Below are 23,865 nucleotides of genomic sequence, written 5' to 3'. Positions count from 1 at the left end.
GGCAAGGCAAAGGAAACAACGCTATGAAGTCACTACTCGACCTGTTCAAGCAGTTCACGCCGGATCAGCATTTCGATGCGATCAAGATCGGCATGGCCTCGCCCGAGAAGATCCGTTCCTGGTCCTTCGGTGAGGTGAAGAAGCCCGAGACCATCAACTACCGCACGTTCAAGCCCGAGCGCGACGGCCTGTTCTGCGCCAAGATCTTCGGCCCCATCAAGGACTACGAGTGCCTGTGCGGCAAGTACAAGCGCCTCAAGCACCGCGGCGTGATCTGCGAGAAGTGCGGCGTCGAAGTCACGCAGACCAAGGTGCGCCGCGAGCGCATGGGCCACATCGACCTGGCCGCGCCCTGCGCGCACATCTGGTTCCTGAAGTCGCTGCCGTCGCGTCTGGGCCTGGTGCTGGACATGACGCTGCGCGACATCGAACGCGTGCTGTACTTCGAAGCGTACGTCGTGACCGACCCCGGCATGACCCCGCTGAAGAAGTACGCGATCATGACCGAGGACGACCATGACGCGAAGCGCAAGGAATACGGCGACGAATTCCAGGCCAAGATGGGTGCCGAAGGCATCAAGGACCTGCTCGAGAGCATCGACATCGACGATGCCATCGAGAAGCTGCGCAACGACCTGACCGGCTCGGAAGTCAAGATCAAGAAGAACGCCAAGCGCCTCAAGCTGCTGGAAGCGTTCAAGAAGTCCGGCATCAAGCCCGAGTGGATGGTGCTGGACGTGCTGCCCGTGCTGCCGCCGGACCTGCGTCCGCTGGTGCCGCTGGACGGCGGCCGCTTCGCGACCTCCGACCTGAACGACCTGTACCGCCGTGTCATCAACCGCAATAGCCGTCTGCGCCGTCTGCTGGAACTGAAGGCGCCGGAAATCATCGCGCGCAACGAAAAGCGCATGCTGCAGGAGGCCGTCGACTCCCTGCTGGACAACGGCCGCCGTGGCAAGGCCATGACGGGCGCCAACAAGCGCGCGCTGAAGTCCCTGGCCGACATGATCAAGGGCAAGAGCGGCCGCTTCCGCCAGAACCTGCTGGGCAAGCGCGTCGACTACTCGGGCCGTTCGGTCATCGTGGTGGGCCCGACGCTCAAGCTGCACCAGTGCGGCCTGCCCAAGCTGATGGCCCTGGAGCTGTTCAAGCCCTTCATCTTCTCGCGCCTGGAAGCCATGGGCATCGCGACCACCATCAAGGCCGCGAAGAAGGAAGTCGAATCCGGCACGCCGGTGGTCTGGGACATCCTGGAAGAGGTCATCAAGGAGCACCCGGTCATGCTGAACCGGGCTCCGACGCTGCACCGCCTGGGCATCCAGGCCTTCGAGCCGATCCTGATCGAAGGCAAGGCCATCCAGCTGCACCCGCTGGTCTGCGCCGCCTTCAACGCCGACTTCGACGGCGACCAGATGGCCGTGCACGTGCCGCTGTCCGTGGAAGCGCAGATGGAAGCCCGCACGCTGATGCTGGCCTCCAACAACATCCTGTTCCCGGCCTCCGGCGAGCCGTCCATCGTGCCGTCGCAGGACGTGGTGCTGGGCCTGTACTACACGACGCGCGAGCGCATCAACGGCAAGGGCGAGGGCCTGATCTTCGCGGACACCGGTGAAGTGCGCCGTGCCTTCGACGCGGGCGAACTCGACCTGAACGCCAAGATCAACGTGCGCCTGACCGAGTACACCAAGGACAAGGCCACGGGCGAGTTCGTGCCGTCCACCAAGCTGTGGGAAACCACGGGCGGCCGCGCGCTGCTGTCGGAGATCCTGCCCAAGGGGCTGCCGTTCTCCAACATGAACAAGGCGCTCAAGAAGAAGGAAATCTCCAAGCTGATCAACGTCAGCTTCCGCAAGTGCGGCCTGAAGGAGACGGTGGTCTTCGCCGACAAGCTGCTGCAGTCCGGCTTCCGCCTGGCGACCAAGGCTGGCATCTCCATCTGCATCGACGACATGCTGGTGCCCAAGGAGAAGACCGGCATCATCGCGCGCGCCCAGAAGGAAGTGAAGGAGATCGAGCAGCAGTACGTCTCCGGTCTCGTGACCGCCGGCGAGCGCTACAACAAGGTGGTGGACATCTGGGGCAAGTCGGGCGACGAAGTGTCCAAGGTGATGATGGCCCAGCTGTCCAAGCAGAAGGTCATCGACCGCAACGGCAAGGAAGTGGACCAGGAGTCCTTCAACTCCATCTACATGATGGCCGACTCGGGTGCCCGCGGTTCCGCCGCGCAGATCCGCCAGGTGGCCGGCATGCGGGGCCTGATGGCCAAGCCGGACGGCTCCATCATCGAGACGCCGATCACGGCGAACTTCCGTGAAGGCCTCAACGTGCTGGAGTACTTCATCTCCACCCACGGTGCGCGCAAGGGCTTGGCCGACACGGCGCTGAAGACGGCGAACTCGGGTTACCTGACGCGCCGCCTGGTCGACGTGACGCAGGACCTGGTCGTGACCGAAGACGACTGCGGCACGCACGACGGCACCGTCATGCGCGCCATCGTCGAGGGCGGTGAAGTCATCGAGTCGCTGCGCGACCGCGTGCTGGGCCGCACCACGGCCGACGAAGTGCTGCACCCCGAGAACCGCTCGGTGCTGCTGCCGGCCGGCGCGATGCTGGAGGAAGACACCATCGACGAGCTGGAAGCAGCCGGCGTCGACGAGGTCAAGGTCCGCACCGCGCTGACCTGCGCCACGCGCTTCGGCATCTGCGCCAAGTGCTATGGCCGCGACCTGGGCCGTGGTGGCCTGATCAACATGGGCGAGGCGGTCGGCGTGATCGCGGCCCAGTCCATCGGCGAACCCGGCACGCAGCTGACGATGCGGACCTTCCACATCGGCGGTGCGGCCTCGCGTGCGGCGATCGCCTCCAGCGTGGAAGCCAAGTCCAGCGGCAGCGTGGGCTTCAACGCGACGATGCGCTACGTGACCAACAGCAAGGGCGAGCTGGTCGTGATCGCGCGTTCGGGCGAGATCATCATCTCCGAGCACGGCCGCGAGCGCGAGCGCCACAAGGTGCCCTACGGTGCGACGCTGGCGGTCAAGGCCGACCAGAGCATCAAGGCCGGCACCGTGCTGGCCAACTGGGATCCGCTGACGCGCCCCATCATCACCGAGTTCGCGGGCCGTTCGAAGTTCGAGAACGTGGAAGAGGGCCTCACGGTCGCTCGCCAGGTCGACGAGGTGACGGGCCTGTCCACGCTGGTGGTCATCGACCCCAAGCGCCGCGGCGCGGTCAAGGTCGTGCGTCCGCAGATCAAGCTCGTCGATGCCACCGGCAACGAGGTCAAGATCCCCGGTACCGACCACTCGGTGACGATCGGCTTCCCGATCGGCGCCCTGATCCAGGTGCGTGACGGCGAGGAAGTGGGCCCCGGCGAGGTGCTGGCCCGCATCCCGGTCGAAGGCCAGAAGACGCGCGACATCACCGGCGGTCTGCCGCGGGTGGCCGAGCTGTTCGAAGCCCGCACGCCCAAGGACAAGGGCTTGCTCGCAGAGCAGACCGGTACCGTGTCGTTCGGCAAGGAGACCAAGGGCAAGATCCGCCTGCAGATCACCGACCCGGAAGGCAAGGTCTGGGAAGAGCTCGTGCCCAAGGAAAAGAACATCGTGGTGCACGAAGGCCAGGTGGTCAACAAGGGCGAGTCCATCGTCGACGGTCCGGCCGACCCGCAGGACATCCTGCGCCTGCTGGGTGTCGAGGAACTGGCGCGCTACATCGTCGACGAGGTGCAGGACGTCTACCGCCTGCAGGGCGTGAAGATCAACGACAAGCACATCGAGGTGATCGTTCGCCAGATGCTGCGCCGTGTCGTGGTCGACAACGTGGGCGAGTCCGGCTACATCGCGGGTGAGCAGGTCGAGCGTTCGGAGATCCTGAACACCTCCGAGGCGCTGCAGCGCGACGGCAAGATCCCGCCGACCTACACCAACCTGCTGCTGGGCATCACCAAGGCGTCGCTGTCGACCGACTCGTTCATCTCCGCGGCGTCCTTCCAGGAAACCACGCGCGTGCTGACCGAAGCGGCCATCATGGGCAAGCGCGACGAGCTGCGTGGCCTGAAGGAAAACGTCATCGTCGGCCGCCTGATTCCCGCGGGCACCGGCATGGCTTACCACCAGGCACGCAAGGCCAAGGACCTGATGGACGACGCCGAGCGCCGCGCCATCGCCGAAGCCGAAGCCGCCGAACTGGCTGGCCAGGAAGCCACGGCCGACGCCGCGGGCGAGGCCCCGGCCGGCGAGTAAGCCGGCCCGATGGAGTCCTCCGGCCGATGAGGCCGTACAGCGCTCCGTGCCGGCGTCCAGCCGGCCCGACCCCGGGGTCCCTATCATGGCCCCGGGGTTTTTTTATGGTGGGTATTGGACCGATGGAGAAGCAGACGTGATGCATGCCGCCTGGAGCACCTGGCTGGTCTGGGGCGGCGTGGCCGCCGTGCTGCTGTTCTGGGGCGTGGGCGCCTACAACCGCCTGGTGCGGCTGCGCACCAAGGTGTGGTCCATCTTCGCCAGCCTGGTTGCCCAGCTGGAGCGCTACGCCGCCTGGGTGGCCGAGCATGCGCCCGAGCCGCCACCGGGCAATGGCCCGCCGCGTGCCGGCGACGCCTGGAGCAACCTGCGCGCGGCCAGCGCGCAGTTCTCGGCGTCCCTGGCCGCCGTGCGCGGCAAGCCGTCCGACACGCCGGCCATGGCCGGCCTCGTCGCGGCACGCGCCGTGCTGGCCATGGCCTGGCAGTACCTGGACGACGAGACCCTGGCGCGCGCGCGCAGTGGCCAGCCCGTGGCCACCCTGCGCTCGGAATGGGAGGCCGTGAACACCCAGGCCCAGGGCGCCGAGCGGGCGTATGTGGCGGCGGTGGAGGTCTACAACCGCGCGGTGCGGCAATTCCCGGCGGTGCTGCTGGCCTGGCTGTTCGGCTTCAAGCGCGCACGTGTGCTGTAGCCGGCGCGGTTAAGCATATGCAGACAATGTCTGTGGGGCCTGCATGCCGTCGTGGATACTGGCGGCCCCCTGAAACAGGCAACCCCCAGGAGAACCTGCCCATGCGATGGAACATGATGCTGGCCGCGGTGGCCAGCCTGGCTGCGACGGCGATGCCCGCCGCCGCACAGGACCAGGACGCCCTGTACGTCCGCAGCCTGGCGGCCACCTGCGCCAACTGCCACGGCACGCAGGGCCGGGCGCAGCCGGGTTCCAGCGTGGTGTCCCTGGCCGGCATGCCGGCCGAGCACCTGACGGCGCAGATGGCCGCGTTCAAGGCCGGCACGCGCAGCGCGACCATCATGCACCAGCTGGCCAAGGGCTACAGCGACGCGCAGATCGCGCAGATCGCCCGCTACTTCGCGGCCCAGGCCAAGTAAGGAGTGCCCGCCATGCAACGACGTTCCTTCCTGCATTCGTCCGCCGGCCTGGCGCTGCTGGGCCTGGCCGGTTGCGCCAGCACTGGCTCCATTCCGTCCAGGGCCCAGGTGGTGGTGATCGGCGGCGGCTACGGCGGGGCCACCGCGGCCAAGTACGTGCGCCTGCTGTCCGACTACAAGATCGACGTGGTGCTCATCGAGCCGAGCGAGGCCTTCGTCTCCTGCCCGATCTCTAACCTCGTCATCGGCGGCAGCCGCCAGATCGCCGAGGTCACCTCGCCCTACACCGAGCTCACGCGGCGCCATGGCGTGGTCCGCGTGCGCGACAGCGCCACCGCCATCGACACCACGGCGCGCACCGTCAAGCTGGCCGGTGGCGCCACGGTGGCCTACGACAAGCTGGTGGTCTCGCCCGGCGTGGAGCTGCAGTTCGGCAGCATCGAGGGCCTGCAGGCCGCACATGCGTCCGGCCAGGTGCTGCAGGCCTGGAAGGCCGGCCCGGAGACCGTGGCGCTGCGGCGCCAGCTCGAGGCCATGCCCGACGGCGGCGTCTACGCCATCACCATCCCCGAGGCGCCTTACCGCTGCCCGCCCGGGCCGTACGAGCGGGCCAGCCAGGTGGCCTGGTACTTCAAGAACTTCAAGCCGCGCAGCAAGGTGCTGATCCTGGACGCGAACCCGGACGTCACCTCCAAGGGCCCGCTGTTCAAGAAGGTCTGGGCCGAGCAATACCCGGGGCTGGTCGAGTACCGGGGCCAGCACAAGACCGTGGCGGTCGACGGCAAGGCCGGCCTGGTCAAGTTCGAGGTGCACGAGGATGTCAAGGCCCAGGTCATCAACGCCCTGCCGTCCATGCGCGCGGGCGCCATCGCGGTGCAGGCCGGCCTCAACAACATGGCCAACAACCGCTGGTGCGGCGTGAACTACCAGAGCTTCGAATCGACCGCCGCGCGCGACGTGTTCGTGATCGGCGACTCCATCCAGATCGCGCCGGCCATGCCCAAGAGCGGCCACATGGCCAACAGCCATGGCAAGGTGGCTGCCGCGGCCATCGTCGCGCAGCTGTCCGGCTGGGACGTGAACCCCGCGCCCATGCTGACCAACACCTGCTACAGCTTCGTCGACGACCGCAACGTGGTCCACGTGGCCAGCGTGCATGCCTACGACCAGGCCGACAAGACCTTCAAGACCGTGGCCGGCTCCGGTGGCGTCAGCAGCGGCCCGACCGAGCTCGAAGGCGTCTACGCGATGAACTGGGCGCAGAACATCTGGGCCGACGTGCTGGGATGAGCGTTTGAACACGACGCAGGCCCCGCCGCTGTGGCGGCAGTTGCAGGCTGCCGCCGGCGCGCTGCAGGCCGTGCGCGCCGGCCAGAGTGCGACCACGGCCCTGGCGGCGGTCGCACAGCCCTTGCGGCCGGCCGCCCAGGCGTTGCTGTTCCATGGCTTGCGCCAGCTCGGGCGGGCCGAGGCCCTGCGCAGCCTGCTGGCCAAGCGCCCGCCGGCTCCGGCCGTGGATGCGCTGCTGTGCCTGGCGCTGGCGCTGGTGTGGGACGAGGCGAACGCGCCGTACACGCCGTTCACGCTCGTCGACCAGGCCGTGGAAGCGGCGCGGCGCGGCGGCGCGCGCGCGCAGTCCGGCTTTTTGAACGCCTGCCTGCGCCGTTTCCTGCGCGAGCGCGACGCGCTGGTCGCGGCCAGCGCGCGCGACCCGGTGGCGCAGTGGAACCACCCGCGCTGGTGGATCGCCCGGCTGCAGCGCGACTGGCCCGACGACTGGCAGGCGCTGCTGCAGGCCGCCGACCACGCCGCGCCGCTGACGCTGCGCGTGAACCGGCGCCGCAGCACGGTGGCCGCGCTGCGGGCGCGCTTCGAGGCGCAGGGCATCGCGGCCGGGCCCATCGGCCTGGACGGCCTGCTGCTGCCGCGCGCGCGGCCGGTGCCCGATCTGCCCGGCTACGCCGAAGGCGCCTGGTCGGTGCAGGACGCTGCGGCCCAACTGGCCGCGCCGCTGCTGCTGGACGGCCTGGCCCGGCCGGCGGGCCGCCCGCTGCGCCTGCTCGACGCCTGTGCCGCGCCCGGCGGCAAGACCGCCCACCTGCTGGAGTGCGCCGACGCCGAACTCACCGCGCTGGACGTGGACCCGGCCCGCTGCACCCGCATCCACGAGAACCTGGCGCGCCTGGGCCTGGCGGCGGACGTGCGCGCCGCGGACGCCGCCGATGTCGCCGCCTGGTGGGACGGGCGGCCCTTCGACGCCATCCTGCTGGACGCACCCTGCAGCGCATCGGGCATCGTGCGGCGCCACCCCGACGTGCGCTGGCTGCGCCGCGAGAGCGACATCGCCCAGCTCGTGGTCCAGCAGGACCGGTTGCTGCGGGCGCTCTGGCCGCTCGTGGCCCCGGGGGGCCGGCTGCTGTTCGCCACCTGTTCGGTGTTTCCGGCCGAAGGGCGCGAGCGCGTCGAAACGTTTCTTGCGCACCACAGTGAGGCGCGATTGCTGCCAGCGCCCGGCCATTTAATCCCCCGCAGCGCCGCGACCATGCCGGCCGTCCCGGACAATCGTCCGCGTGACAACGACGGTTTTTTTTACAGTTTGCTGGAGAAAGGCCCGCGCTAGCTTCTGGCTGGCGCTGCTGCTGCTGACCTGCGCCTGGGTGCAGGCCGATGCGCCGGCAGCGGGTTCGGCGGCGATCACCCAGCTCATGGTGCAGCGCGTGGATGGCGAGCTGGAACTGACCGCCGAGGTGCAGTTCGAGTTGTCCTCCCAGGTCGAGGACGCGCTGCACAAGGGCATTCCCATGTTCTTCGTGGCCGAGGCGGAGATCGTGCGCGAGCGCTGGTACTGGACCGACAAGACGGTGGCCAGCGCCACCCGCCACATGCGCCTGGCCTACCAGCCGCTCACGCGGCGCTGGCGCCTGAACGTGGGGCCCCGGCCCATCGAGACCTCGGGCCTGGGCGTCACGCTGGCACAGACCTTCGACTCGCTGCCCGAGGCGCTGGCCAGTGTGCAGCGCTTCGGCCGCTGGCAGGTCGCGCGCGCCGCCGACATTCCCACCGACACCCCGCACCTGCTGCGCTTTCGCTTCGGGCTGGATGTGTCGCAACTGCCGCGGCCATTCCAGATCGGCGCGGTCGGCCAGTCCGAATGGAGCATCGCGGCCAGCGCCAGCGTCAAGCTGCCGGCGGAAGGCGCCCGGTGAGCGCCGAGGCGTCGCAGGCCTCCGGCGGCCTGGACCCGCGCCGGGCCCGCGCCATGCGCTGGGCCGTGGGCATCGGCGCCGCCGTGATCCTGGGCCTGGGCCTGGTGCTGCTGTTCCTGCTGACCCAGGCCACCAACAACCGCGAGCTGTACGAACGCAACTACGCCCGCCTGTTCGTGCTCAACGTGGTGGTCGCCAGCGTGCTGGGCACCGTGATCTTCTGGGCCATGGTGCGGCTGGCCGTGCGCGTGCGGCGCGGGCGTTTCGGCAGCCGGCTGCTGGTCAAGCTGGCCGCCATCTTCGCCGTGGTCGGCCTGGTGCCGGGGCTGGTGATCTATGTCGTGTCCTACCAGTTCGTGTCGCGCTCCATCGAGAGCTGGTTCGACGTGAAGGTGGAGGGCGCGCTGGACGCTGGCGTGAACCTGGGCCGCACCACGCTGGAGGTGCTGGCCAACGACCTGGGCAACAAGACCCGCATCGCCAGCGGCCAGCTGGCCGAGGTGCCGGACGCCGCCGCCGGGCTGGCGCTGGAGCGCATCCGCGACCAGCTGGCGGCCAGCGACGTGGTGCTGTGGAGCGCCTCTGGCCAGTTGATCGCCAGTGCCGGCCAATCCAGTGTGCTGCTGACGCCCGAGCGCGTCACGGCCCAGCAGCTGCGCAGCGCGCGCAACCAGCGCGTGGTCGCAATGGTCGAAGGGCTGGACGACCCGGTGCCCGGCATCGCCGCGCAAGGCCGCGTCAAGGCCCTGGCGCTGGTGCCCAGTGCCAGCGTCGGGCTGCTGGCCGAGCCGCGCTTCCTGCAGGCCAGCCAGCGCCTGCCCCAGGTGCTGGTGGACAACGCGCTGGCCGTGCAGGAAGCCAACCGCGAATACCAGGAGCGCGCGCTGGCGCGCACCGGCCTGCAGCGCATGTACATCGGCACGCTGACGCTGAGCCTGTTCCTGGCCGTCTTCGGCGCCGTGCTGCTCGCGGTGCTGCTGGGCAACCAGCTGGCCCGCCCGCTGCTGCTGCTGGCCCATGGCGTGCGCCAGGTGGCCTCCGGCGACCTCACGCCCAAGGCCGTGCTGCAAAGCCGCGACGAGCTGGCCGGACTGACGCGCTCGTTCGCCGACATGACGCAGCAGTTGTCCGACGCACGCCAGGCCGCCGACCACAGCATGGAGCAGCTCGACCACGCCCGGGCCAACCTGCAGACCATCCTGGACAACCTGACCTCGGGCGTCATCGTGCTCGACGCGCATGGCCGCGTGCTGTCGTCCAACCCCGGCGCCACGCGCATCCTGCGCGCGCCGCTGGCCGCCTTCGAAGGCCAGCCGCTGGCCGCGGTGGGCGGCCTGGACGTCCTGGCGCACAGCGTGAAGACCCAGTTCGAGCGGCTCGACGAAGGACGCGACCACCATGGGCTGGACCACTGGCAGCAGCCCTTCGAACTGCATGCCGCGCAGTCGGCGTTCTCGCAGGATGCGGTGGTGTTGCTGGCGCGGGGCGCGCAGCTGCCCGACCAGACGCGGCTGCTCGTGTTCGACGACATCTCCGAGATCGTCTCGGCCCAGCGCGCCCAGGCCTGGGGCGAGGTGGCGCGCCGGCTGGCGCACGAGATCAAGAACCCGCTGACGCCGATCCAGCTCTCGGCCGAGCGGCTGCAGATGAAGCTCGAACCCAAGCTGGACGGCGAGGCCGAGCGCGCGCTGCTGGCCAAGTCCGTGCGCACCATCGTCGAGCAGGTCGACGCCATGAAGCGGCTGGTCAACGAGTTCCGCGACTATGCGCGGCTGCCCGCGGCCGAACTCAAGCCGCTGGACCTCAACGCGCTCGTGCACAACGTCATGCAGCTGTACCCGCAGGAGGGCGCGGCCGTTCCCGTGCTGCTGGACCTCGACGCGCGCTGCCCGCCCATCCGCGGCGATGCCGAGCAACTGCGCCAGGTCATCCACAACCTGCTGCAGAACGCGCAGGACGCCACCGAGGCCTGCGGTCGCACGGCCACGCTGGAAGACGGCGGCGCCGTGCGCCTGCGCACGCAGTGGCTCGAGCAGGCGCAGCGCGTACGCCTGTCCGTGCGCGACCAGGGCACCGGCTTTCCCGAAGCGATGCTCAAGCGCGCGTTCGAACCCTATGTCACGACCAAGCCGCGCGGCACCGGACTGGGGCTCGCGGTCGTCAAGAAGATCGCCGACGAACACCGTGCGCGCATCGACCTTGCAAACCGCGTGGTCGATGGTGCCGTGATCGGTGCGCAAGTGTCGTTATCATTCGCCGTCGATGGCGCGGCCTAGCTGCCCCTTGACGGCAAACGGCAACTGCGCTTCATCCCAAAAAATGGCAAACATACTGGTGGTCGACGACGAACTGGGGATTCGGGACCTGCTGTCCGAAATCCTCAACGACGAAGGCCACAACATCGAGCTGGCCGAGAACGCGGCCCAGGCCCGCGCCGCTCGCGCACGTGCACGCCCCGACCTGGTGCTGCTGGACATCTGGATGCCCGACACCGATGGTGTCTCGCTGCTCAAGGAGTGGTCCAGCGCCGGCACACTGACGATGCCGGTCATCATGATGAGTGGCCACGCCACCATCGATACCGCGGTCGAGGCCACCAAGATCGGCGCGCACTCCTTCCTGGAAAAGCCGATCACGCTGCAAAAGCTGCTCAAGGCCGTGGAGCAGGCGCTGGCCCGCAACGCCTTGCGCAAGCCGGCACTGGCGGGCGCCGTCCTCGGCGTGGCCGAGGCCAAGGTCGAGTCCGCCGATGCAGCACCCATGGCGGGCGCGCTGGGTGCTGCCCCCGTGGCGCCCGTGGTCGATACCGGCCCGCAGGCACGCCAGAGTTTCGAGCTCGACAAGCCGTTGCGCGAGGCGCGCGACGGCTTCGAGAAGGCCTACTTCGAGTTCCACCTCGCGCAAGAGGGGGGCTCGATGACGCGCGTCGCCGAAAAGACCGGCCTGGAGCGCACGCACCTGTACCGCAAGCTCAAACAACTGGGTGTCGATCTTTCTCGCGGCAAACGCGCCGCGATTTGATATATACTCGTGGGCTTCCCGGCCCGGTAGCTCAGTTGGTAGAGCAGCGGATTGAAAATCCGCGTGTCGTTGGTTCGATTCCGACCCAGGCCACCAGTTAAGTCAGCAAAAAGCCCACCCTGATCGGTGGGCTTTTTGCTTTGTGGCGGTGCGTGTCGCACTGCCAACGGCGGCCCACCCTGGGCACGACTGCGCCGGCTTGCGCACGCCGTCCGGTGGAGGTGAAAACACCGCAGTGATGCGGCATGGCCCCTCGCGCAGGCCCGCCAGCGTCACCCAAGCGCCCGGTGCACCCAGGCAGTCCGGTGTCGTGCAAACTCGCCTCGATGAGCTTTTCCCCAGCCGACATCGCGTACTTCATCGAAGTGGCCCGCCAGGGGCACGTGGGGCGCGCGGCCGAGGCCGTCGGTGTGACGCAGCCCGCTGTCTCGAAAGCGATCCGGCGCCTGGAGGCAACCGTCGGCGTGCACCTGCTGGAGCGCGGCGCGCACGGAGCGCGCCTCACCGCGGCCGGCCAGCTCTTCCTGGAGGCAGCCCGTCGCTTCGACACCGGCCACGCCGAGCTGGTGCGCTCTGCTGCCGACCTGCAGGCGCAGCACTCAGGGCTGCTGCGCGTCGGCCTGACGAACGCGGCCAGCGACGGCCCCGTCGTGCGGGTGCTCGCGGAGATGGTGCGGCACCGGCCGGGCTTGCGCCTGACGGTGGTCATCGGCAAGTCCGATGCGCTCAACGACGCGGTGGCGAAGGCCGAGCTGGACGTGGCCGTCGTGCCGTCCTATCCGGGCATCTCCTTCAGCTGCGACCAGCGCGCCCTGACCGACGAGGTGGTGCGCGTCGCGGCGCGTGCCGACCACCCGCTCGCACGGCATGCCGCGCTGACGCTGGCGCACCTGGCCGACTGCGCCTGGGTCATGCCGAGCCGCCAGAGCGCCGCGCGCCGCCTGGTCACGCAGGTCTTCGAGCAGGCCCGCGTGCCGGAGCCGCGCGTCACGCTGGAGGTCGACTACATGTCCGATGCCGCATTGGGGCTGATGGCCAGCACCGATCTGCTGGGCCTGGTGCCCGCTTCGGTGCTGCGCACCTGGCACGGCCGTGTCGAGGCGCTGGCCTTGCCGGCGCTCGAGTTCCGCCGCACCCTGGTGCTGCTGACCCGGCCGGGGGCCGCGTGGTCGCCGTTGATGGCCACGTTCCGCGATCAACTCGTCGGCGACCGCGTGCAGGCCTCCGCAACGGCCGCTCGCCAACCACCGCGCTGACCACCGCGCTCCACGACACCTTGCACGGCGTGTCCATTCCCAAGTGTTATCGGACTTTCCATCGTCGGGAATGAAGCCTGGCACCGGTCTGGCTAGATTGCAGCGACCTACTGCTTCAGCGAGACCCGACCGTGAATCCACCCAACATCGTCCTCATCGTCGCCGACAACCTCGGCTGGGGTGAACTGGGCTGCTACGGTGGCGGCGCGCTGCGTGGCGCCCCCACGCCGCGCATCGACGCCCTGGCGCGCCAGGGCCTGCTGCTGCAGAACTTCAACGTCGAGAGCGACTGCGTGCCGACCCGGTCCGCGCTGATGAGCGGGCGGCATCCCATCCGCACCGGCTGCCTGCAGTCCGTGCCGCCTGGACTGCCGCAGGGCCTCACGCGGTGGGAGGTCACGCTGGCCGAACTGCTGTCGGCGCAGGGCTATGCCACGGCGCACTTCGGCAAATGGCACCTGGGCGATATCGAGGGGCGCTACCCGTCGGACCGTGGCTTCGACGAGTGGTACGGCATCCCGCGCACCACGGACGAAAGCCAGTTCACCTCGACCATCGGCTTCGACCCCTCGGTTGCCGACATCCCGCACATCATGCGCGGCCGCCGCGGCGAGCCGTCGGAGACCGTGAAGGTCTACGACCTCGACAGCCGCCGCGGCATCGATGCCGATCTGGTCGCGCACGCGCAGGCCTTCATGCAGCGCCACCATGCGGCGCGCAAGCCCTTCTTCCTGTACCTGCCGCTGGTGCACCTGCACTTTCCGACGCTGCCGCATCCCGACTTCGCAGGGCGCACCGGCGCGGGCGACTTCGCCGATGCGATGGTCGAGATGGACCACCGGGTCGGCCAGGTCGTCGACGAGGTCGACCGGCTCGGCATCGCCGGCGACACGCTCTTCATCTTCTGCAGCGACAACGGCCCGGAGTTCCGCGCCCCGTACCGTGGCACCGCCGGCCCGTGGCGCGGCACCTACCACACGGCGATGGAGGGCTCTCTGCGCGTGCCCTTCATTGCGCGCTGGCCCGGCCGGATCGAAGCGGGCCGCACGAGCAACGAGCTGGTGCACGTGACCGACCTCTTCACCACGCTGGCGGCGCTCGCCGGTGCACCGCTGCCGGCCGACCGTCCCATCGACGGCGTGGACCAGCGCGACTTTCTCTTCGGACATCAGCAGAAGTCGGCACGCGAGGGCTTTCTTTTCTACATCAAGAACGACTTGCGCGCGGTGAAGTGGCGCGACTGGAAGCTGCACTTCTACTGGGAGCCGGAGGTGAACGAGGGCAAGGGCAAGCTCGAGTCGCCCTACCTCTTCAACCTCACGCGTGACCCCAAGGAAGAGACCGACGTGCTGGTCTTCAACACCTGGGTGCTCGGCCCCGTCCTGCGCATGGTGCAGGCCTTCAACCAGAGCTGCCAGCAGTTTCCGAACACGCCGCCGGGCAAGCCGGACTGAGCGCCAGCGTCCAACCATCCATCGTCGTCAGGAGTCTCGATGCCCACACCCTTCCTTCACCGTCGCGCACTGCTGGCCGCGGCCTCCGCGCTGTGCCTGCCGGCCGCCGTGCTCGCCGCTGGCGATCCCGGCGCCTGGCCCAACGCGAAGCCCATCACCTGGATCGTCGGCTTTCCGCCCGGCGGTACCGTCGACGTCCTCACGCGCGTCGCCGCGCGCAAGCTCGGCGAGAAGACCGGCCAACCGGTCGTGGTGGAGAACCGGCCCGGCGCCTCGGGCGCCATCGCGCTGCAGGCTGCGGCCAAGGCCGCGCCGGACGGCTACACCCTCGTCACCGTGCCCGGCCCCGTGCTCTACGCCACACAGCCGCCCGAAGTCGGCAACGAACTGGTGGCGGTCGGCATGCTGGCGCAGGGGCCGATGGTGCTGGTGAGCGGCCTGCCGAACGCGCCCGCGCAGATGTCCGACCTCATCCACGCGATCAAGAAGGACCCGGCCGCCTGGAGCTATGCGAGCTCCGGCAGCGGCACGTCGCAGCACCTGGCCGGCGAACTCTTCAACGTGCGTGCGGGAACCGCCATGGCGCATGTCCCGTACAAGGGCGGCGGCCAGGCGGTGGTCGACGTGGTCGCCGCGCACATCCCGCTCGGCATGCTCGGCGTGACGCCGGTGCTGCAGCAGATCAGGTCCGGCAAGCTCAAGGCCTACGCGGTCACGACCAGCTACCGCATCGAGAGCCTGCCCGACGTGCCCACGATGCAGGAGGCCGGGCTGAAGAACTACGAGGCCGCGCAGTGGTACGCCGTCGCGGCGCCGAGGGGCGTGCCGGCGGCGGCGGTCCAGCAGCTCAACGCGTGGGTCAACGAGATCGCCGCGTCCGCGGACCTTCAGCCCGCGCTCGTGGCCAGCGGCTCCGTCGCCGGCAAGGGCAGCGCCAGGGACGCGCAGCAGTTCATCGCGTCCGACAACCGCAAGTGGAAGGAGCTCGCGGAGTCCTCGAAGCTCGACATCCGCTGAGGCTCTCAATGCAACAGCAGCGGCACGCCATCGATCTCAGCCGCTGCTGAACCGCACTTAGGCCGCCGCCGGCGCCCCGGCACGCCGGCCATGGTCGGTGCGCACAGCGCCGCGCGCACGTGCATCAACGCGCCCACCGCTTCTCGAAGTCCCAGACCTCCTGGAACCCGATCAGCCGGCAGAAATCGGTGAAGTCGAACATCGGCAGCGCGGGGCTCTGGCTGATGCCCGTCTGCTTGAGCTGGCGCAGGGCCTGCTCCATCGCGGCGGCCGCCACCAGGCTGGTCATCGACGGGTAGATGGCGAACGCGTAGCCCAGCGCCTCGAGCCGCTCCGCCGGCACGATGGGCGTCTTGCCGCCGTCGGCCATGTTGGCCACCATGGGTTTGTCGAACGCGGCGCAGGCCTCGCGCATCTCGTCCTCGGACTGCGGGGCCTCGAAGAACAGCACGTCGGCGCCGGCCTTGTCGTAGGCCTCCAGCCGGCGCAGCGCGGCGTCCACGCCCTCGGCCGCCCGCGCGTCGGTGCGCGCGATGATGAGGAAGTTCTCCCGGTCCTCGCGCGTCGCGGCGGCCACGCGGATCTTCTCCACCATGTCCTCCACCGGCACGCAACGCTTGAACGGCGTGTGGCCGCACTTCTTGGGAAATTCCTGGTCCTCGATCTGGATCGCGGTAACACCCGCGCGCTCGTAGCCCTTCACCGTGTGCGCCACGTTCAGCAGGCCGCCGTAACCGGTGTCGGCATCGGCGATCACGGCGGCGTCGCTGGTCTGCACCAGCGTGGCCATGCGGTCCAGCATCTGGGTGTAGCCGGCGATGCCCGCGTCCGGCAGGCCCAGGCTGGAGGCGGTCAGCCAGTAGCCCGTGCCGTACACGATGGGGAAGCCGACCTTGTTGGCCACCGCGGTGGCGATCATGTCTTGCATGCCGGGGACGACGAAGAAGTCGCCCCGGTCCAGCATTTGACGGAGGATGGGGTTGGCCATGGTGCCCTGTTGCAGTCAGAAGTGGTGGGAGAAGTGGAGGGAGAAGTGGACGCGGTCAGTCCGCGGCGGCGTCGGCATACAGCCAGGGCTGGCGCAGGCGTTGCTGCACCTCGAACTCGGCAATGCGCGCGCCGGCGTCCTGCTGGATGCGTGCGATCTCGTCCAGCCCCTGCAGCAGCGATTGGCGGGACCGTTCGGGGATCGAGAACGCGACCGCGCCGCCATCGGGCAGCGTGACCGTGCAGGCCGTGAGGTCCACCGTCAGCACCTCGCCCGCCTCGGCGGCGGCCAGCACGCGCGCATGCTCGGCACCGGCAAGGCGGATCGGCAGCAGGCCGTTGTGCAGGCAGTTGGCGTGGAAGATCTCGCCGAAGCCGGGCGCGATGATGCAGCGCAGGCCCAGGTCGGCCAGTGCCCACGGCGCCTGTTCGCGGCTGGAGCCGCAGCCGAAGTTCGGCCCCGCCACCAGGATCGCGGCGCCGCGCCAGCGGGGCCGGTGCAGCACGAAGTCGGGCCGCTCGCGGCCTTGTTCGTCGAAACGCTTCTCGTAGAAGGCGTACGGGCCCAGGCCCGCCTTCTGCGTCAGCACCAGGAAGCGGCCGGGAAAGATGATGTCGGTGTCGATGTCGGCATCGGGCATCGGCGCGGCGACCGATTGCAGGCGGGTGAAGGGGGTCATCGGCAGGCGCTCCTCAGCAAGCTGGCAGCAGGCGCGGGTCGGCCAGGTGGCCGGCGATGGCGCTGGCCGCCGCCATGGCGGGGCTCATCAGGTGGGTGCGGGCGCCTACGCCCTGGCGGCCCTCGAAGTTGCGGTTGCTGGTGCTGGCGCAGCGCTCGCCGGGCAGCAGGCGGTCGTCGTTCATCGCCACGCACAGCGAGCAGGCGGGCGCGCGCCACTCGAAGCCGGCGGCCGTGAACAGCCGGTCCAGCCCCTCGGCCTCGGCCTGGCGCGCCACCTGGGCCGAGCCCGGCACCACGAGGGCCTTCACGTGTGCAGCCTTGCTGCGGCCCTGCAGCTGTGCGGCCGCGTCACGCAGGTCCTCGATGCGGCTGTTCGTGCACGAGCCGATGAACACATGGTCGATCGGCACGTCCTGCAGCGCCGTGCCTGCGGCCAGGCCCATGTACTCCAGCGCCCGCGCGATCTTGCGTGCCTGCGGCGCGCTGGCCGCCGCCGCCGGGTCGGGCACGCGGCCGTCGATCGGCAGCACCTGGTCAGGGCTGGTGCCCCAGGTCACCTGTGGCGCCAGCGTGGACGCGTCGATGTCGAGCGTCCGGTCGAACACCGCGTCCGCGTCGCTGTGCAGGGTGCGCCAGTGGTCCAGCGCGCGCTCCCACAGGTTGCCGCGCGGCGCCATGGGCCGGCCTTCCAGCCAGGCATAGGTGCAGTCGTCGGGGGCCACCAGGCCGCTGCGCGCGCCGGCCTCGATGGCCATGTTGCAGACCGTCATGCGCTCGGCCATCGACATGCGCGCGATGGTGTCGCCGCAGAACTCCAGCGTGTGGCCCACGGCGCCCGATGCGCCGAGCCGGCCGATGGCGGCCAGCACCACGTCCTTGGCCTTGACGCCGGGCGGCAGCAGGCCCTGCACCCGCACGCGCAGGTTGCGCGCGCGGCGCTGGCGCAGCGTCTGCGTGGCCAGCACGCATTCGACCTCGCTGGCGCCGATGCCGAAGGCCAGCGCGCCGAACGCGCCGTGGGTGGAGGTGTGCGAATCGCCACAGACCAGCGTGATGCCCGGCAGCGTGAAGCCCTGCTCGGGGCCGATCACATGCACGATGCCGTGGCGCCGGTCGCTGAGCGGGATGTAGCGCAGGCCCGTGTCCGTGGTGTTGCGCTCGAGCAGCGCCACCTGCGCGCGCGCCAGCGGGTCGGCAATGGGCCGGTCGCGGTGGCGCGTGGGCACGGCGTGGTCGGCCACGGCCAGCTGGGTCTCGGCGCGGTGCACGGGCAGGCCGCGCGCCCGCAGGCCTTCGAATCCCTGCGGGCTGCTGACCTCGTGCAGCATCTGGCGGTCGATGTAGAGCAGCGCGGTGGTGTCGCCGTTCTCGTCGCGCTCCTCGCTGACCACGTGCGCGGTCCAGAGCTTGTCGTAGAGGGTCTGGTTCATGGAAAGGAAGTGGCGGCTTCTGGGCATGGGGCCGCAGTGTGCAAGCCGCCCGCCGGCGCAGCCGCATGCGGTGCCGGCTCTGTTCGCCAGATGGGCACGCGCGCAGGCCGCGCTGCCGGCGTGACGCGCCGCCACCTAAATTGCGGCCATGCCTGCGGCGCGCCGCGCCGCTGTTGTCCACCGCCCCACCACTGCCAGGCCTGCCATGACGATCTCCCTCGACGACGACTACCAACGCGCGGGCTTCGGCGGCCGCCTGCCGTTCGGGCAGCGGCCCGCGCTGCTGGTCGTCGACGTGGTGCAGGCTTACGTGCAGCCCGACAGTCCGCTGTATGCCCAGGGCTTCGTCGATGCTCTGGCGCCCAACGTGCGGCTGATCGCAGCCGCGCGCGCCGCCGGCGTGCCGGTGGTCTTCACCAACGTGGTCTATGGCGCCGAGGGGCGCGACGGCGGCCTGTTCTACCGCAAGGTGCCGGCGCTGCGCTGCTTCCTCAAAGGCTCGTCGCTCGGGGCGTTCCCGGCCGGCGTCGAACCACGCGACGGCGAGGTGGTGGTCAGCAAGCAGTACGCCTCGTCGTTCTGCGGCACCTCGCTGGCGGCCACGCTCGTGGCCATGGGCATCGACACGCTGCTGGTCACCGGCTACTCCACCTCGGGCTGCGTGCGCGCCACAGCGCTCGACGCACTGCAGCACGGCTTCGCGCCTTTCGTGGTGCGCGAGGCCTGCGGCGAGCGCGATCCGCGCCCGCAGGAGGCCAACCTGTTCGACCTGCAGGCCAAGTACGCCGAGGTCATCGATGAAGCCCGCGCCATGGCGCTGCTGGCCGGCCAGCGCTGAGCAACACCTTACCCACCGAGGCCGCCCCATGGACTTCATCGCGCTCACGCTCGCCTTGTTTCCGGAGATCCCGGCGCAGGACGCCCCGCCGCCGCCCGACCAGGCCGCCATGGCGGTGCCGCAGGTGGCCGACCCGGCCGTGCTGGATGCCGTGCCGTCGGCCTGGTGGGGCTTTGCGGATTGCTCGCGCTGAAGCGCGCCGCTTTTCCCCCAACGCAGACGCGCCATGCCCTTCCTCCGCCGCTCCTTCCTTAGCCGTTTCAACCCTCTCGCGTGGGCGGTGCTCGCTGCGCTGCCGGTCCCCGCGCTGGCCGACCCCGCAGCCGCGCCGGCGGCCCGCTACGTGGCGATGGGCAGTTCCTTCGCCGCCGGCCCCGGCCTGCTGCCGCATGCGGCCGATGCGCCGGCGCGCTGCGGCCGGTCGACGCGCAACTATGCGCAGCAGCTGGCTGCCCTGCGTGGCCTGCCGCTGGCCGACGTGAGTTGCAGTGCGGCCACCACGCGGGCCGTCCTCCAACCGTGGAACGAGCTGCCGGCGCAGATCGATGCGCTCGGCCCGGCCACGCGCCTGGTCACCGTCACCATCGGCGGCAACGACGTGGGCTACGTCGGCCATCTGCTGCACGCCTCATGCAGCGCACTGGCGGCGCAGGGGCGCGTGCCCGCCGGCCGGTGCCGGCCCGTCGAGGCGTCGACGGACGCCGACTTCGCCGCGCTCGACGGTGCCATGCGCGCGATCGCCGCCGCGGTCCGTGCGCGGGCTCCGCAGGCGCAGCTCGTGTTCATCGACTACCTGACGCTGCTGCCGCCGGCGCACACCTGCGCGGCCACGCCGCTGTCGGCGGCCGAAGCCGAGCGGGCGCGCACCGTCGCCGCGCGGCTGCTGGCGCTCACGGCCGATGTGGCGCAGGGCACCGGCGCGTTGCTGCTGGGCGCCGCCAGCCTGTCCGTCGGCCACGATGCCTGCGCCGCGGAGCCCTGGGTGCAGGGTTATCCGGCGGCCGACAAGGGTGCGCCGTACCACCCCAACCTGGCGGGCATGTCGGCGCTGGCCCAGGCGCTGGACCGGCTGTTGCCGCGCTGAACGGCGCGGCCCTGGCCGGCGCCGGCTCAGCGCGCGGCGCAGTGCAGCTCGTCCAGCAAGGCGTTGAAGCGCGCGCTGTCGTCGAGGAAAGGCGCGTGGCCGGATGCGGCGAACTCGACCACCCTGGCCTGCGGCACCACGGCGCGCAGCTGCTGCGCCACCGGCGCGGGCACGATCGGGTCGCGCCCGCCCAGCGCCAGGGTCAGCGGCAGCTTGACCAGCAGCGGCAGCAGGTCGCCGTTGTGGCCTGCGCCGCGCGTGGCAGTGCCGCGGTCCAGGTAGGGGCCGACGCGCAGCGACGCCGCGGTGAGCTGTGCCTGCAGCCGCGCGTCCACGCCGGGCCCGAACACGGCGGCGGCCGAGCGCTCGGCCGCAGCGATGTTCTGTGCCAGATCGCTGCTGGCCGGCGGGCGCGGTGGCGCGCCGGGGGCGAGCGGCGGCGGTGGCAGCAGGCCGGCCGGCGAACCCACGAGGACCAGCCCGGCCAGCGGCACGTCGGCATGGTGGCGCAGGAAGTCCATCGCCACGTTGCCGCCGAAGGACCAGGCCACCACCAGCGGCCTGACGAGCCCGCTGGCCTGGATCACGGCCGCCATGTCGTCGGCCCAGGGGCGGCTGGTGTCATAGGCGCTGGCCTGCCAGGGCTGCCCTGAATTCCCGTGGCCGCGCAGGTCATAGGCGACCAGGTGGCAGCGCTGCGCCAGGTCCGAGCTGAACTGCGCCGACCAGCTCAGGTAGCTCTGCCTGTAGCCGTGCAGGAACAGCACGGCAGGCCGGCCCGGCTGGCCCTTCTGCACCGTGTTCAGCGGCACACCCCCCGCGCCTTGCACCTCGCTGAAGCGCGCGCCATCGAACGGGGATGGCCCGACCGGCGCGGACGCGGTCTGCGCCAGCAGCGCGGGCGGCAACAGGGCGAGGCTGGCGGCGAGCAGCAGGGGTTTCATGGAACTGTCCTGGAGTGGTGGAGGTGCAGCCGCGTGCCGCGTCACTTCGTGCGTGGCGCGGCGGGCTTCTGGTCGTGGGCGTAGCGCTCCAGGCTGGACAGGCTCGGGCCTTCCACCTTCTCGGGCGCCACCAGGTACTTGGGGTAGCGCTCCTTCACGCGCGCGACCACGTCCTGCGGATGGAAGTCCATGGTCTCGCGCGCCGCCATGGTGCCGGTGTAGATGATGTGGCCCGGGGCCTGGTCCATCAGCATCCAGGGCAGCCAGGGCGTGACCCGGTTCCACACGCCGTGGTAGGGGATGTTGCCGCGTGTCGCGTCTTCCAGGTCGCTGCGGCGGATGATGTAGCGGAACATCTCGGACACGCGCGTCATCGGCCCGGGCGACTCGCGCGGCCACTGCGCCGGCTGCATGCCGCTGGGGTAGTAGAGGTGGATGTCCGACTCCAGGCCCACGGTGTCGGCGTCCAGCATGCTCCAGTTGCGCAGGTAGGGCCGGGGCGCGCGGGTTTCCTTGTTCAGCCCGCCGTAGCTCGGCGGCTGCGGGAAGTGGTCGGCAATGATGTAGTTGTAGGGGTCGTTGGCCACATCGACCACCTTCACGCGCTCGCCGGTGTAGGGGTTGTCCCATTCGTCCATGAGCTTGCCGGTCTCCAGGCTGCGGTAGAACACCAGCTCGCGGCACAGCCGCTGGTAGTTGCCGTCGGCCATGCGCACCACGCGGATGGTGCTGAACACCTCGAAGCGCATCAGCGGGCGCACCTTTTCGCCGTCGCGCACGCCGGCCACCACGCCGGAGACGGCGCCGTAGACGAACTTGGCCGGGTCGGCGTTGGCCTCCAGGCGCGCGGAGACCTCGCGGTTCCAGACCGGGTCGTTGAAGGCCAATGGCCGGCGCGCCGGCGTGGCGGCTGTGGTGGCGGTCGTGCTGGCGCAGCCGGCACCGGCGCCGGCCAGTGCCGCGGTGGCGGCCATGCGCAGCGCGCCGCGGCGGTTCAAGTCTTTGGATTGCATGTCGGGTTCCAGGGATGCGAGAGAAGGAAGGAAAGAGGTTCAGACCACCGCGCAGACGGTCTTGAGTTCGAGGAAGTTCTCCACCGCCGCCTGGCCGCTTTCGCGCCCCCAGCCGGACTGCTGCACGCCGCCGATCGGCAGGCTGGCGTCGAACATCAGGTGGCAGTTGATCCACACCGTGCCCGACTTGAGCAGTGCGGCCGCGCGGTGCGCGGTGGACAGGTCGCTGGTCCAGACGCTGGCGGCCAGGCCGTAGATGGAGTCGTTGGCCAGCGCGAGCGCTTCCTCCAGCGAATCGACCGGCGTGGCCACGACCACCGGGCCGAAGATCTCCTCGCGCACGCAGGCCATGTCGGGCCGCACCTGCACCAGCACGGTGGGCTCGATGAAGGTGCCGTGCGGGCCCAGCGGCCCCTCGGGGTTGCCGCCGGCCAGTGCCTCCGCGCCATCGGCCAGCGCCTGCTGCACGTAGCGGTGCACGCGCTGTGCCTGCTTGGGGCTCACCAACGGACCGATCTTGGTGGCCGGGTCCAGCCCGTGGCCCAGCTTCAGGCCACGCGCGATCTCGGCCACGCCGTGCACCACACGGTCGAACACCTCGCGGTGCACGTACAGACGCGAGCCGGCCACGCAGACCTGGCCGCTGTTGAAGAATATGGCGTTGGCCGCGCCCTCGATGGCAGCGTCGATGTCGGCGTCGGGCATCACGACCACGGGGGACTTGCCGCCCAGCTCCAGCGTCACCTTCTTGAGGTTGCCGCCAGCGGCCGCCAGCACGGCGCGGCCGACGGCGGTGGAGCCGGTGAACGAGATCTTGTCGACATCCGGATGCGCGGCCAGCGCGGCGCCTACCACGTCACCGCGGCCGGTCACGATGTTCAATACGCCTGGCGGCAGGCCGGCCTCGCACAGCAGTTCGCCCAGGCGCAGGGCGGTCAGCGATGTGTCCTCGGCGGGCTTGAGCACCACGCAGCAGCCAGCCGCCAGCGCGGGCGCCAGCTTCATCGCGGTGAGCACCAGCGGGGAGTTCCAAGGCACGATGGCTGCCACCACGCCGACCGGCTGCTTCATGGTGTAGGCAAAGAGCTGCTTGCCCGCAGGCTGGTAGTTGATGGACGTGGGCAGCGTCTGACCTTCGATGCGCTGGGCCTGGCCCGCGAAGAAGCGGAACTGCTCGGCCGCGCCCGGGATCTCGGCATAGCGGCCCACCCAGTACGGCTTGCCCTGGTCCAGCGTCTCCAGTTCGGCCAGCTCGTCGATGTGCTGCTCAATCAACTCGGCCGCGCGCCACAGCACCTTGGCGCGCGCGCTGGGCGTGAGGCCAGCCCAGGCTCCGCTGCCGAAAGCGGCGCGTGCGACGGCCACGGCGCGGTCGGCATCGGTGGCGTCACCGTCGGGAAAGCGGCCCAGCACCTCGCCGGTGGCCGGGTTCACGGCCTGCATCCATTGGCCGGAGGCCGAAGGCACCCAGCGGTCGCCCAGCAGCATGGGATGGTCGCCGCGGGCGAGGAACGCCTGCGCGGCCGGTTGGCTGGGCGCCAGGGCGGAAATGTCGAGGGGCACGGGAAAGACTCCTGTA

At 70.2% G+C, this 23,865-nt stretch carries 20 protein-coding genes and 1 tRNA gene; 15 read left to right on the top strand and 6 right to left on the bottom strand.

Annotated elements, in window-relative coordinates; all coding sequences use genetic code 11:
* The first annotated feature begins 23 nt into the window (after nt 1-23).
* From rpoC to ASF44_RS09230, 12 genes are all read left to right on the top strand, one after another.
* On the top strand, nt 24-4,241 hold the full coding sequence (rpoC, locus tag ASF44_RS09285) for a DNA-directed RNA polymerase subunit beta' (protein ID WP_056898933.1): 4,218 nt from the start codon (nt 24-26) through the stop codon (nt 4,239-4,241).
* Between the two features lie 139 nt (nt 4,242-4,380).
* Complete coding sequence (locus ASF44_RS09280; RefSeq protein ID WP_056898932.1) at nt 4,381-4,935, top strand: LemA family protein; 555 nt, start codon at nt 4,381-4,383, stop codon at nt 4,933-4,935.
* Between the two features lie 101 nt (nt 4,936-5,036).
* Complete coding sequence (locus ASF44_RS09275; RefSeq protein WP_056898931.1) at nt 5,037-5,354, top strand: c-type cytochrome; 318 nt, start codon at nt 5,037-5,039, stop codon at nt 5,352-5,354.
* 12 nt (nt 5,355-5,366) lie between these two features.
* Nucleotides 5,367-6,644: an NAD(P)/FAD-dependent oxidoreductase gene (locus ASF44_RS09270; RefSeq protein ID WP_056898930.1), complete on the top strand. Its 1,278-nt coding sequence runs from the start codon at nt 5,367-5,369 to the stop codon at nt 6,642-6,644.
* 4 nt (nt 6,645-6,648) lie between these two features.
* Nucleotides 6,649-7,974: a 16S rRNA (cytosine(967)-C(5))-methyltransferase RsmB gene (rsmB, locus tag ASF44_RS09265; protein ID WP_056898929.1), complete on the top strand. Its 1,326-nt coding sequence runs from the start codon at nt 6,649-6,651 to the stop codon at nt 7,972-7,974.
* The gene (locus tag ASF44_RS09260) at nt 7,925-8,560 is read left to right on the top strand and encodes a DUF4390 domain-containing protein (RefSeq protein WP_082524629.1); all 636 of its coding nucleotides are present in this window, start codon (nt 7,925-7,927) and stop codon (nt 8,558-8,560) included. The genes rsmB and ASF44_RS09260 overlap by 50 nt, the downstream gene beginning before the upstream one ends.
* Complete coding sequence (locus ASF44_RS09255; RefSeq protein WP_082524628.1) at nt 8,506-10,836, top strand: ATP-binding protein; 2,331 nt, start codon at nt 8,506-8,508, stop codon at nt 10,834-10,836. Before ASF44_RS09260 ends, ASF44_RS09255 begins: the two co-directional genes overlap by 55 nt.
* A 43-nt stretch (nt 10,837-10,879) precedes the next feature.
* A complete protein-coding gene (locus ASF44_RS09250) occupies nt 10,880-11,581 on the top strand; it encodes a response regulator (protein WP_056898927.1) in 702 nt (233 codons plus the stop codon).
* 20 nt (nt 11,582-11,601) lie between these two features.
* A tRNA-Phe gene (locus ASF44_RS09245) sits at nt 11,602-11,677 on the top strand.
* 230 nt (nt 11,678-11,907) lie between these two features.
* Nucleotides 11,908-12,837, top strand: a complete 930-nt coding sequence (locus ASF44_RS09240; RefSeq protein ID WP_056898926.1) for a LysR family transcriptional regulator — start codon at nt 11,908-11,910, stop codon at nt 12,835-12,837.
* 131 nt (nt 12,838-12,968) lie between these two features.
* Entirely contained in the window at nt 12,969-14,291 is a 1,323-nt protein-coding gene (locus tag ASF44_RS09235) for an arylsulfatase (protein ID WP_056898925.1), read from the top strand.
* Between the two features lie 39 nt (nt 14,292-14,330).
* The gene (locus ASF44_RS09230; protein WP_056898924.1) at nt 14,331-15,308 is read left to right on the top strand and encodes a tripartite tricarboxylate transporter substrate binding protein; all 978 of its coding nucleotides are present in this window, start codon (nt 14,331-14,333) and stop codon (nt 15,306-15,308) included.
* Nucleotides 15,309-15,432: 124 nt separating this feature from the next.
* Here the strand turns inward: ASF44_RS09230 and ASF44_RS09225 are convergent, their stop codons facing one another.
* From ASF44_RS09225 to leuC, 3 genes are read right to left on the bottom strand one after another with little or no spacing between them, the layout of a single operon-like run.
* Nucleotides 15,433-16,296 (bottom strand): oxaloacetate decarboxylase, encoded by an 864-nt coding sequence (locus ASF44_RS09225; RefSeq protein WP_056898923.1) that lies wholly within the window; start codon nt 16,294-16,296, stop codon nt 15,433-15,435.
* A 55-nt stretch (nt 16,297-16,351) separates the two neighbouring features.
* The gene (gene leuD, locus ASF44_RS09220; protein WP_056898922.1) at nt 16,352-16,975 is read right to left on the bottom strand and encodes a 3-isopropylmalate dehydratase small subunit; all 624 of its coding nucleotides are present in this window, start codon (nt 16,973-16,975) and stop codon (nt 16,352-16,354) included.
* A 13-nt stretch (nt 16,976-16,988) separates the two neighbouring features.
* Complete coding sequence (leuC, locus tag ASF44_RS09215) at nt 16,989-18,407, bottom strand: 3-isopropylmalate dehydratase large subunit (protein WP_056898921.1); 1,419 nt, start codon at nt 18,405-18,407, stop codon at nt 16,989-16,991.
* Nucleotides 18,408-18,612: 205 nt separating this feature from the next.
* Between leuC and ASF44_RS09210 the strand changes: the two genes are divergently transcribed.
* Genes ASF44_RS09210 through ASF44_RS09205 form a run of 3 tightly spaced genes read left to right on the top strand, consistent with a single transcriptional unit; the run spans nt 18,613 to nt 20,329 of the window.
* Nucleotides 18,613-19,245, top strand: a complete 633-nt coding sequence (locus ASF44_RS09210; protein WP_056898920.1) for an isochorismatase family protein — start codon at nt 18,613-18,615, stop codon at nt 19,243-19,245.
* A gap of 28 nt (nt 19,246-19,273) precedes the next feature.
* Nucleotides 19,274-19,438 (top strand): hypothetical protein, encoded by a 165-nt coding sequence (locus ASF44_RS31615; protein WP_156374414.1) that lies wholly within the window; start codon nt 19,274-19,276, stop codon nt 19,436-19,438.
* 33 nt (nt 19,439-19,471) lie between these two features.
* Nucleotides 19,472-20,329 (top strand): SGNH/GDSL hydrolase family protein, encoded by an 858-nt coding sequence (locus ASF44_RS09205; RefSeq protein ID WP_082524626.1) that lies wholly within the window; start codon nt 19,472-19,474, stop codon nt 20,327-20,329.
* Nucleotides 20,330-20,355: 26 nt separating this feature from the next.
* Here the strand turns inward: ASF44_RS09205 and ASF44_RS09200 are convergent, their stop codons facing one another.
* From ASF44_RS09200 to ASF44_RS09190, 3 genes are read right to left on the bottom strand one after another with little or no spacing between them, the layout of a single operon-like run.
* Nucleotides 20,356-21,273, bottom strand: a complete 918-nt coding sequence (locus tag ASF44_RS09200) for an alpha/beta fold hydrolase (protein ID WP_056898918.1) — start codon at nt 21,271-21,273, stop codon at nt 20,356-20,358.
* Nucleotides 21,274-21,314: 41 nt separating this feature from the next.
* Nucleotides 21,315-22,286, bottom strand: coding sequence for a DUF1838 family protein (locus tag ASF44_RS09195; protein WP_056898917.1), 972 nt, complete (start codon nt 22,284-22,286; stop codon nt 21,315-21,317).
* A gap of 39 nt (nt 22,287-22,325) precedes the next feature.
* Nucleotides 22,326-23,849 carry an aldehyde dehydrogenase gene (locus ASF44_RS09190; RefSeq protein WP_056898916.1) on the bottom strand — a complete coding sequence of 508 codons (1,524 nt, stop codon included), beginning with the start codon at nt 23,847-23,849 and terminating at the stop codon, nt 22,326-22,328.
* Nucleotides 23,850-23,865 lie beyond the last annotated feature (16 nt).

It is taken from the genome of Pseudorhodoferax sp. Leaf274, from assembly GCF_001422445.1.
In the GTDB taxonomy this organism is placed as follows: Bacteria; Pseudomonadota; Gammaproteobacteria; order Burkholderiales; family Burkholderiaceae_C; genus Pseudorhodoferax.
This window is presented reverse-complemented; position numbering and strand designations above follow the sequence as displayed.

Excerpts from the sequence above, each read along its gene's own strand:
- rpoC (WP_056898933.1), top strand. The coding sequence starts at position 24 with ATGAAGTCACTACTCGACCTGTTCAAGCAGTTCACGCCGGATCAGCAT.
- ASF44_RS09280 (WP_056898932.1), top strand. The coding sequence starts at position 4,381 with ATGCATGCCGCCTGGAGCACCTGGCTGGTCTGGGGCGGCGTGGCCGCC.
- ASF44_RS09275 (WP_056898931.1), top strand. The coding sequence starts at position 5,037 with ATGCGATGGAACATGATGCTGGCCGCGGTGGCCAGCCTGGCTGCGACG.
- ASF44_RS09270 (WP_056898930.1), top strand. The coding sequence starts at position 5,367 with ATGCAACGACGTTCCTTCCTGCATTCGTCCGCCGGCCTGGCGCTGCTG.
- ASF44_RS09255 (WP_082524628.1), top strand. The coding sequence starts at position 8,506 with ATGGAGCATCGCGGCCAGCGCCAGCGTCAAGCTGCCGGCGGAAGGCGC.
- ASF44_RS09250 (WP_056898927.1), top strand. The coding sequence starts at position 10,880 with ATGGCAAACATACTGGTGGTCGACGACGAACTGGGGATTCGGGACCTG.
- ASF44_RS09240 (WP_056898926.1), top strand. The coding sequence starts at position 11,908 with ATGAGCTTTTCCCCAGCCGACATCGCGTACTTCATCGAAGTGGCCCGC.
- ASF44_RS09230 (WP_056898924.1), top strand. The coding sequence starts at position 14,331 with ATGCCCACACCCTTCCTTCACCGTCGCGCACTGCTGGCCGCGGCCTCC.
- ASF44_RS09225 (WP_056898923.1), bottom strand. The coding sequence starts at position 16,296 with ATGGCCAACCCCATCCTCCGTCAAATGCTGGACCGGGGCGACTTCTTC.
- leuD (WP_056898922.1), bottom strand. The coding sequence starts at position 16,975 with ATGACCCCCTTCACCCGCCTGCAATCGGTCGCCGCGCCGATGCCCGAT.
- leuC (WP_056898921.1), bottom strand. The coding sequence starts at position 18,407 with ATGAACCAGACCCTCTACGACAAGCTCTGGACCGCGCACGTGGTCAGC.
- ASF44_RS09210 (WP_056898920.1), top strand. The coding sequence starts at position 18,613 with ATGACGATCTCCCTCGACGACGACTACCAACGCGCGGGCTTCGGCGGC.
- ASF44_RS31615 (WP_156374414.1), top strand. The coding sequence starts at position 19,274 with ATGGACTTCATCGCGCTCACGCTCGCCTTGTTTCCGGAGATCCCGGCG.
- ASF44_RS09205 (WP_082524626.1), top strand. The coding sequence starts at position 19,472 with ATGCCCTTCCTCCGCCGCTCCTTCCTTAGCCGTTTCAACCCTCTCGCG.
- ASF44_RS09200 (WP_056898918.1), bottom strand. The coding sequence starts at position 21,273 with ATGAAACCCCTGCTGCTCGCCGCCAGCCTCGCCCTGTTGCCGCCCGCG.
- ASF44_RS09195 (WP_056898917.1), bottom strand. The coding sequence starts at position 22,286 with ATGCAATCCAAAGACTTGAACCGCCGCGGCGCGCTGCGCATGGCCGCC.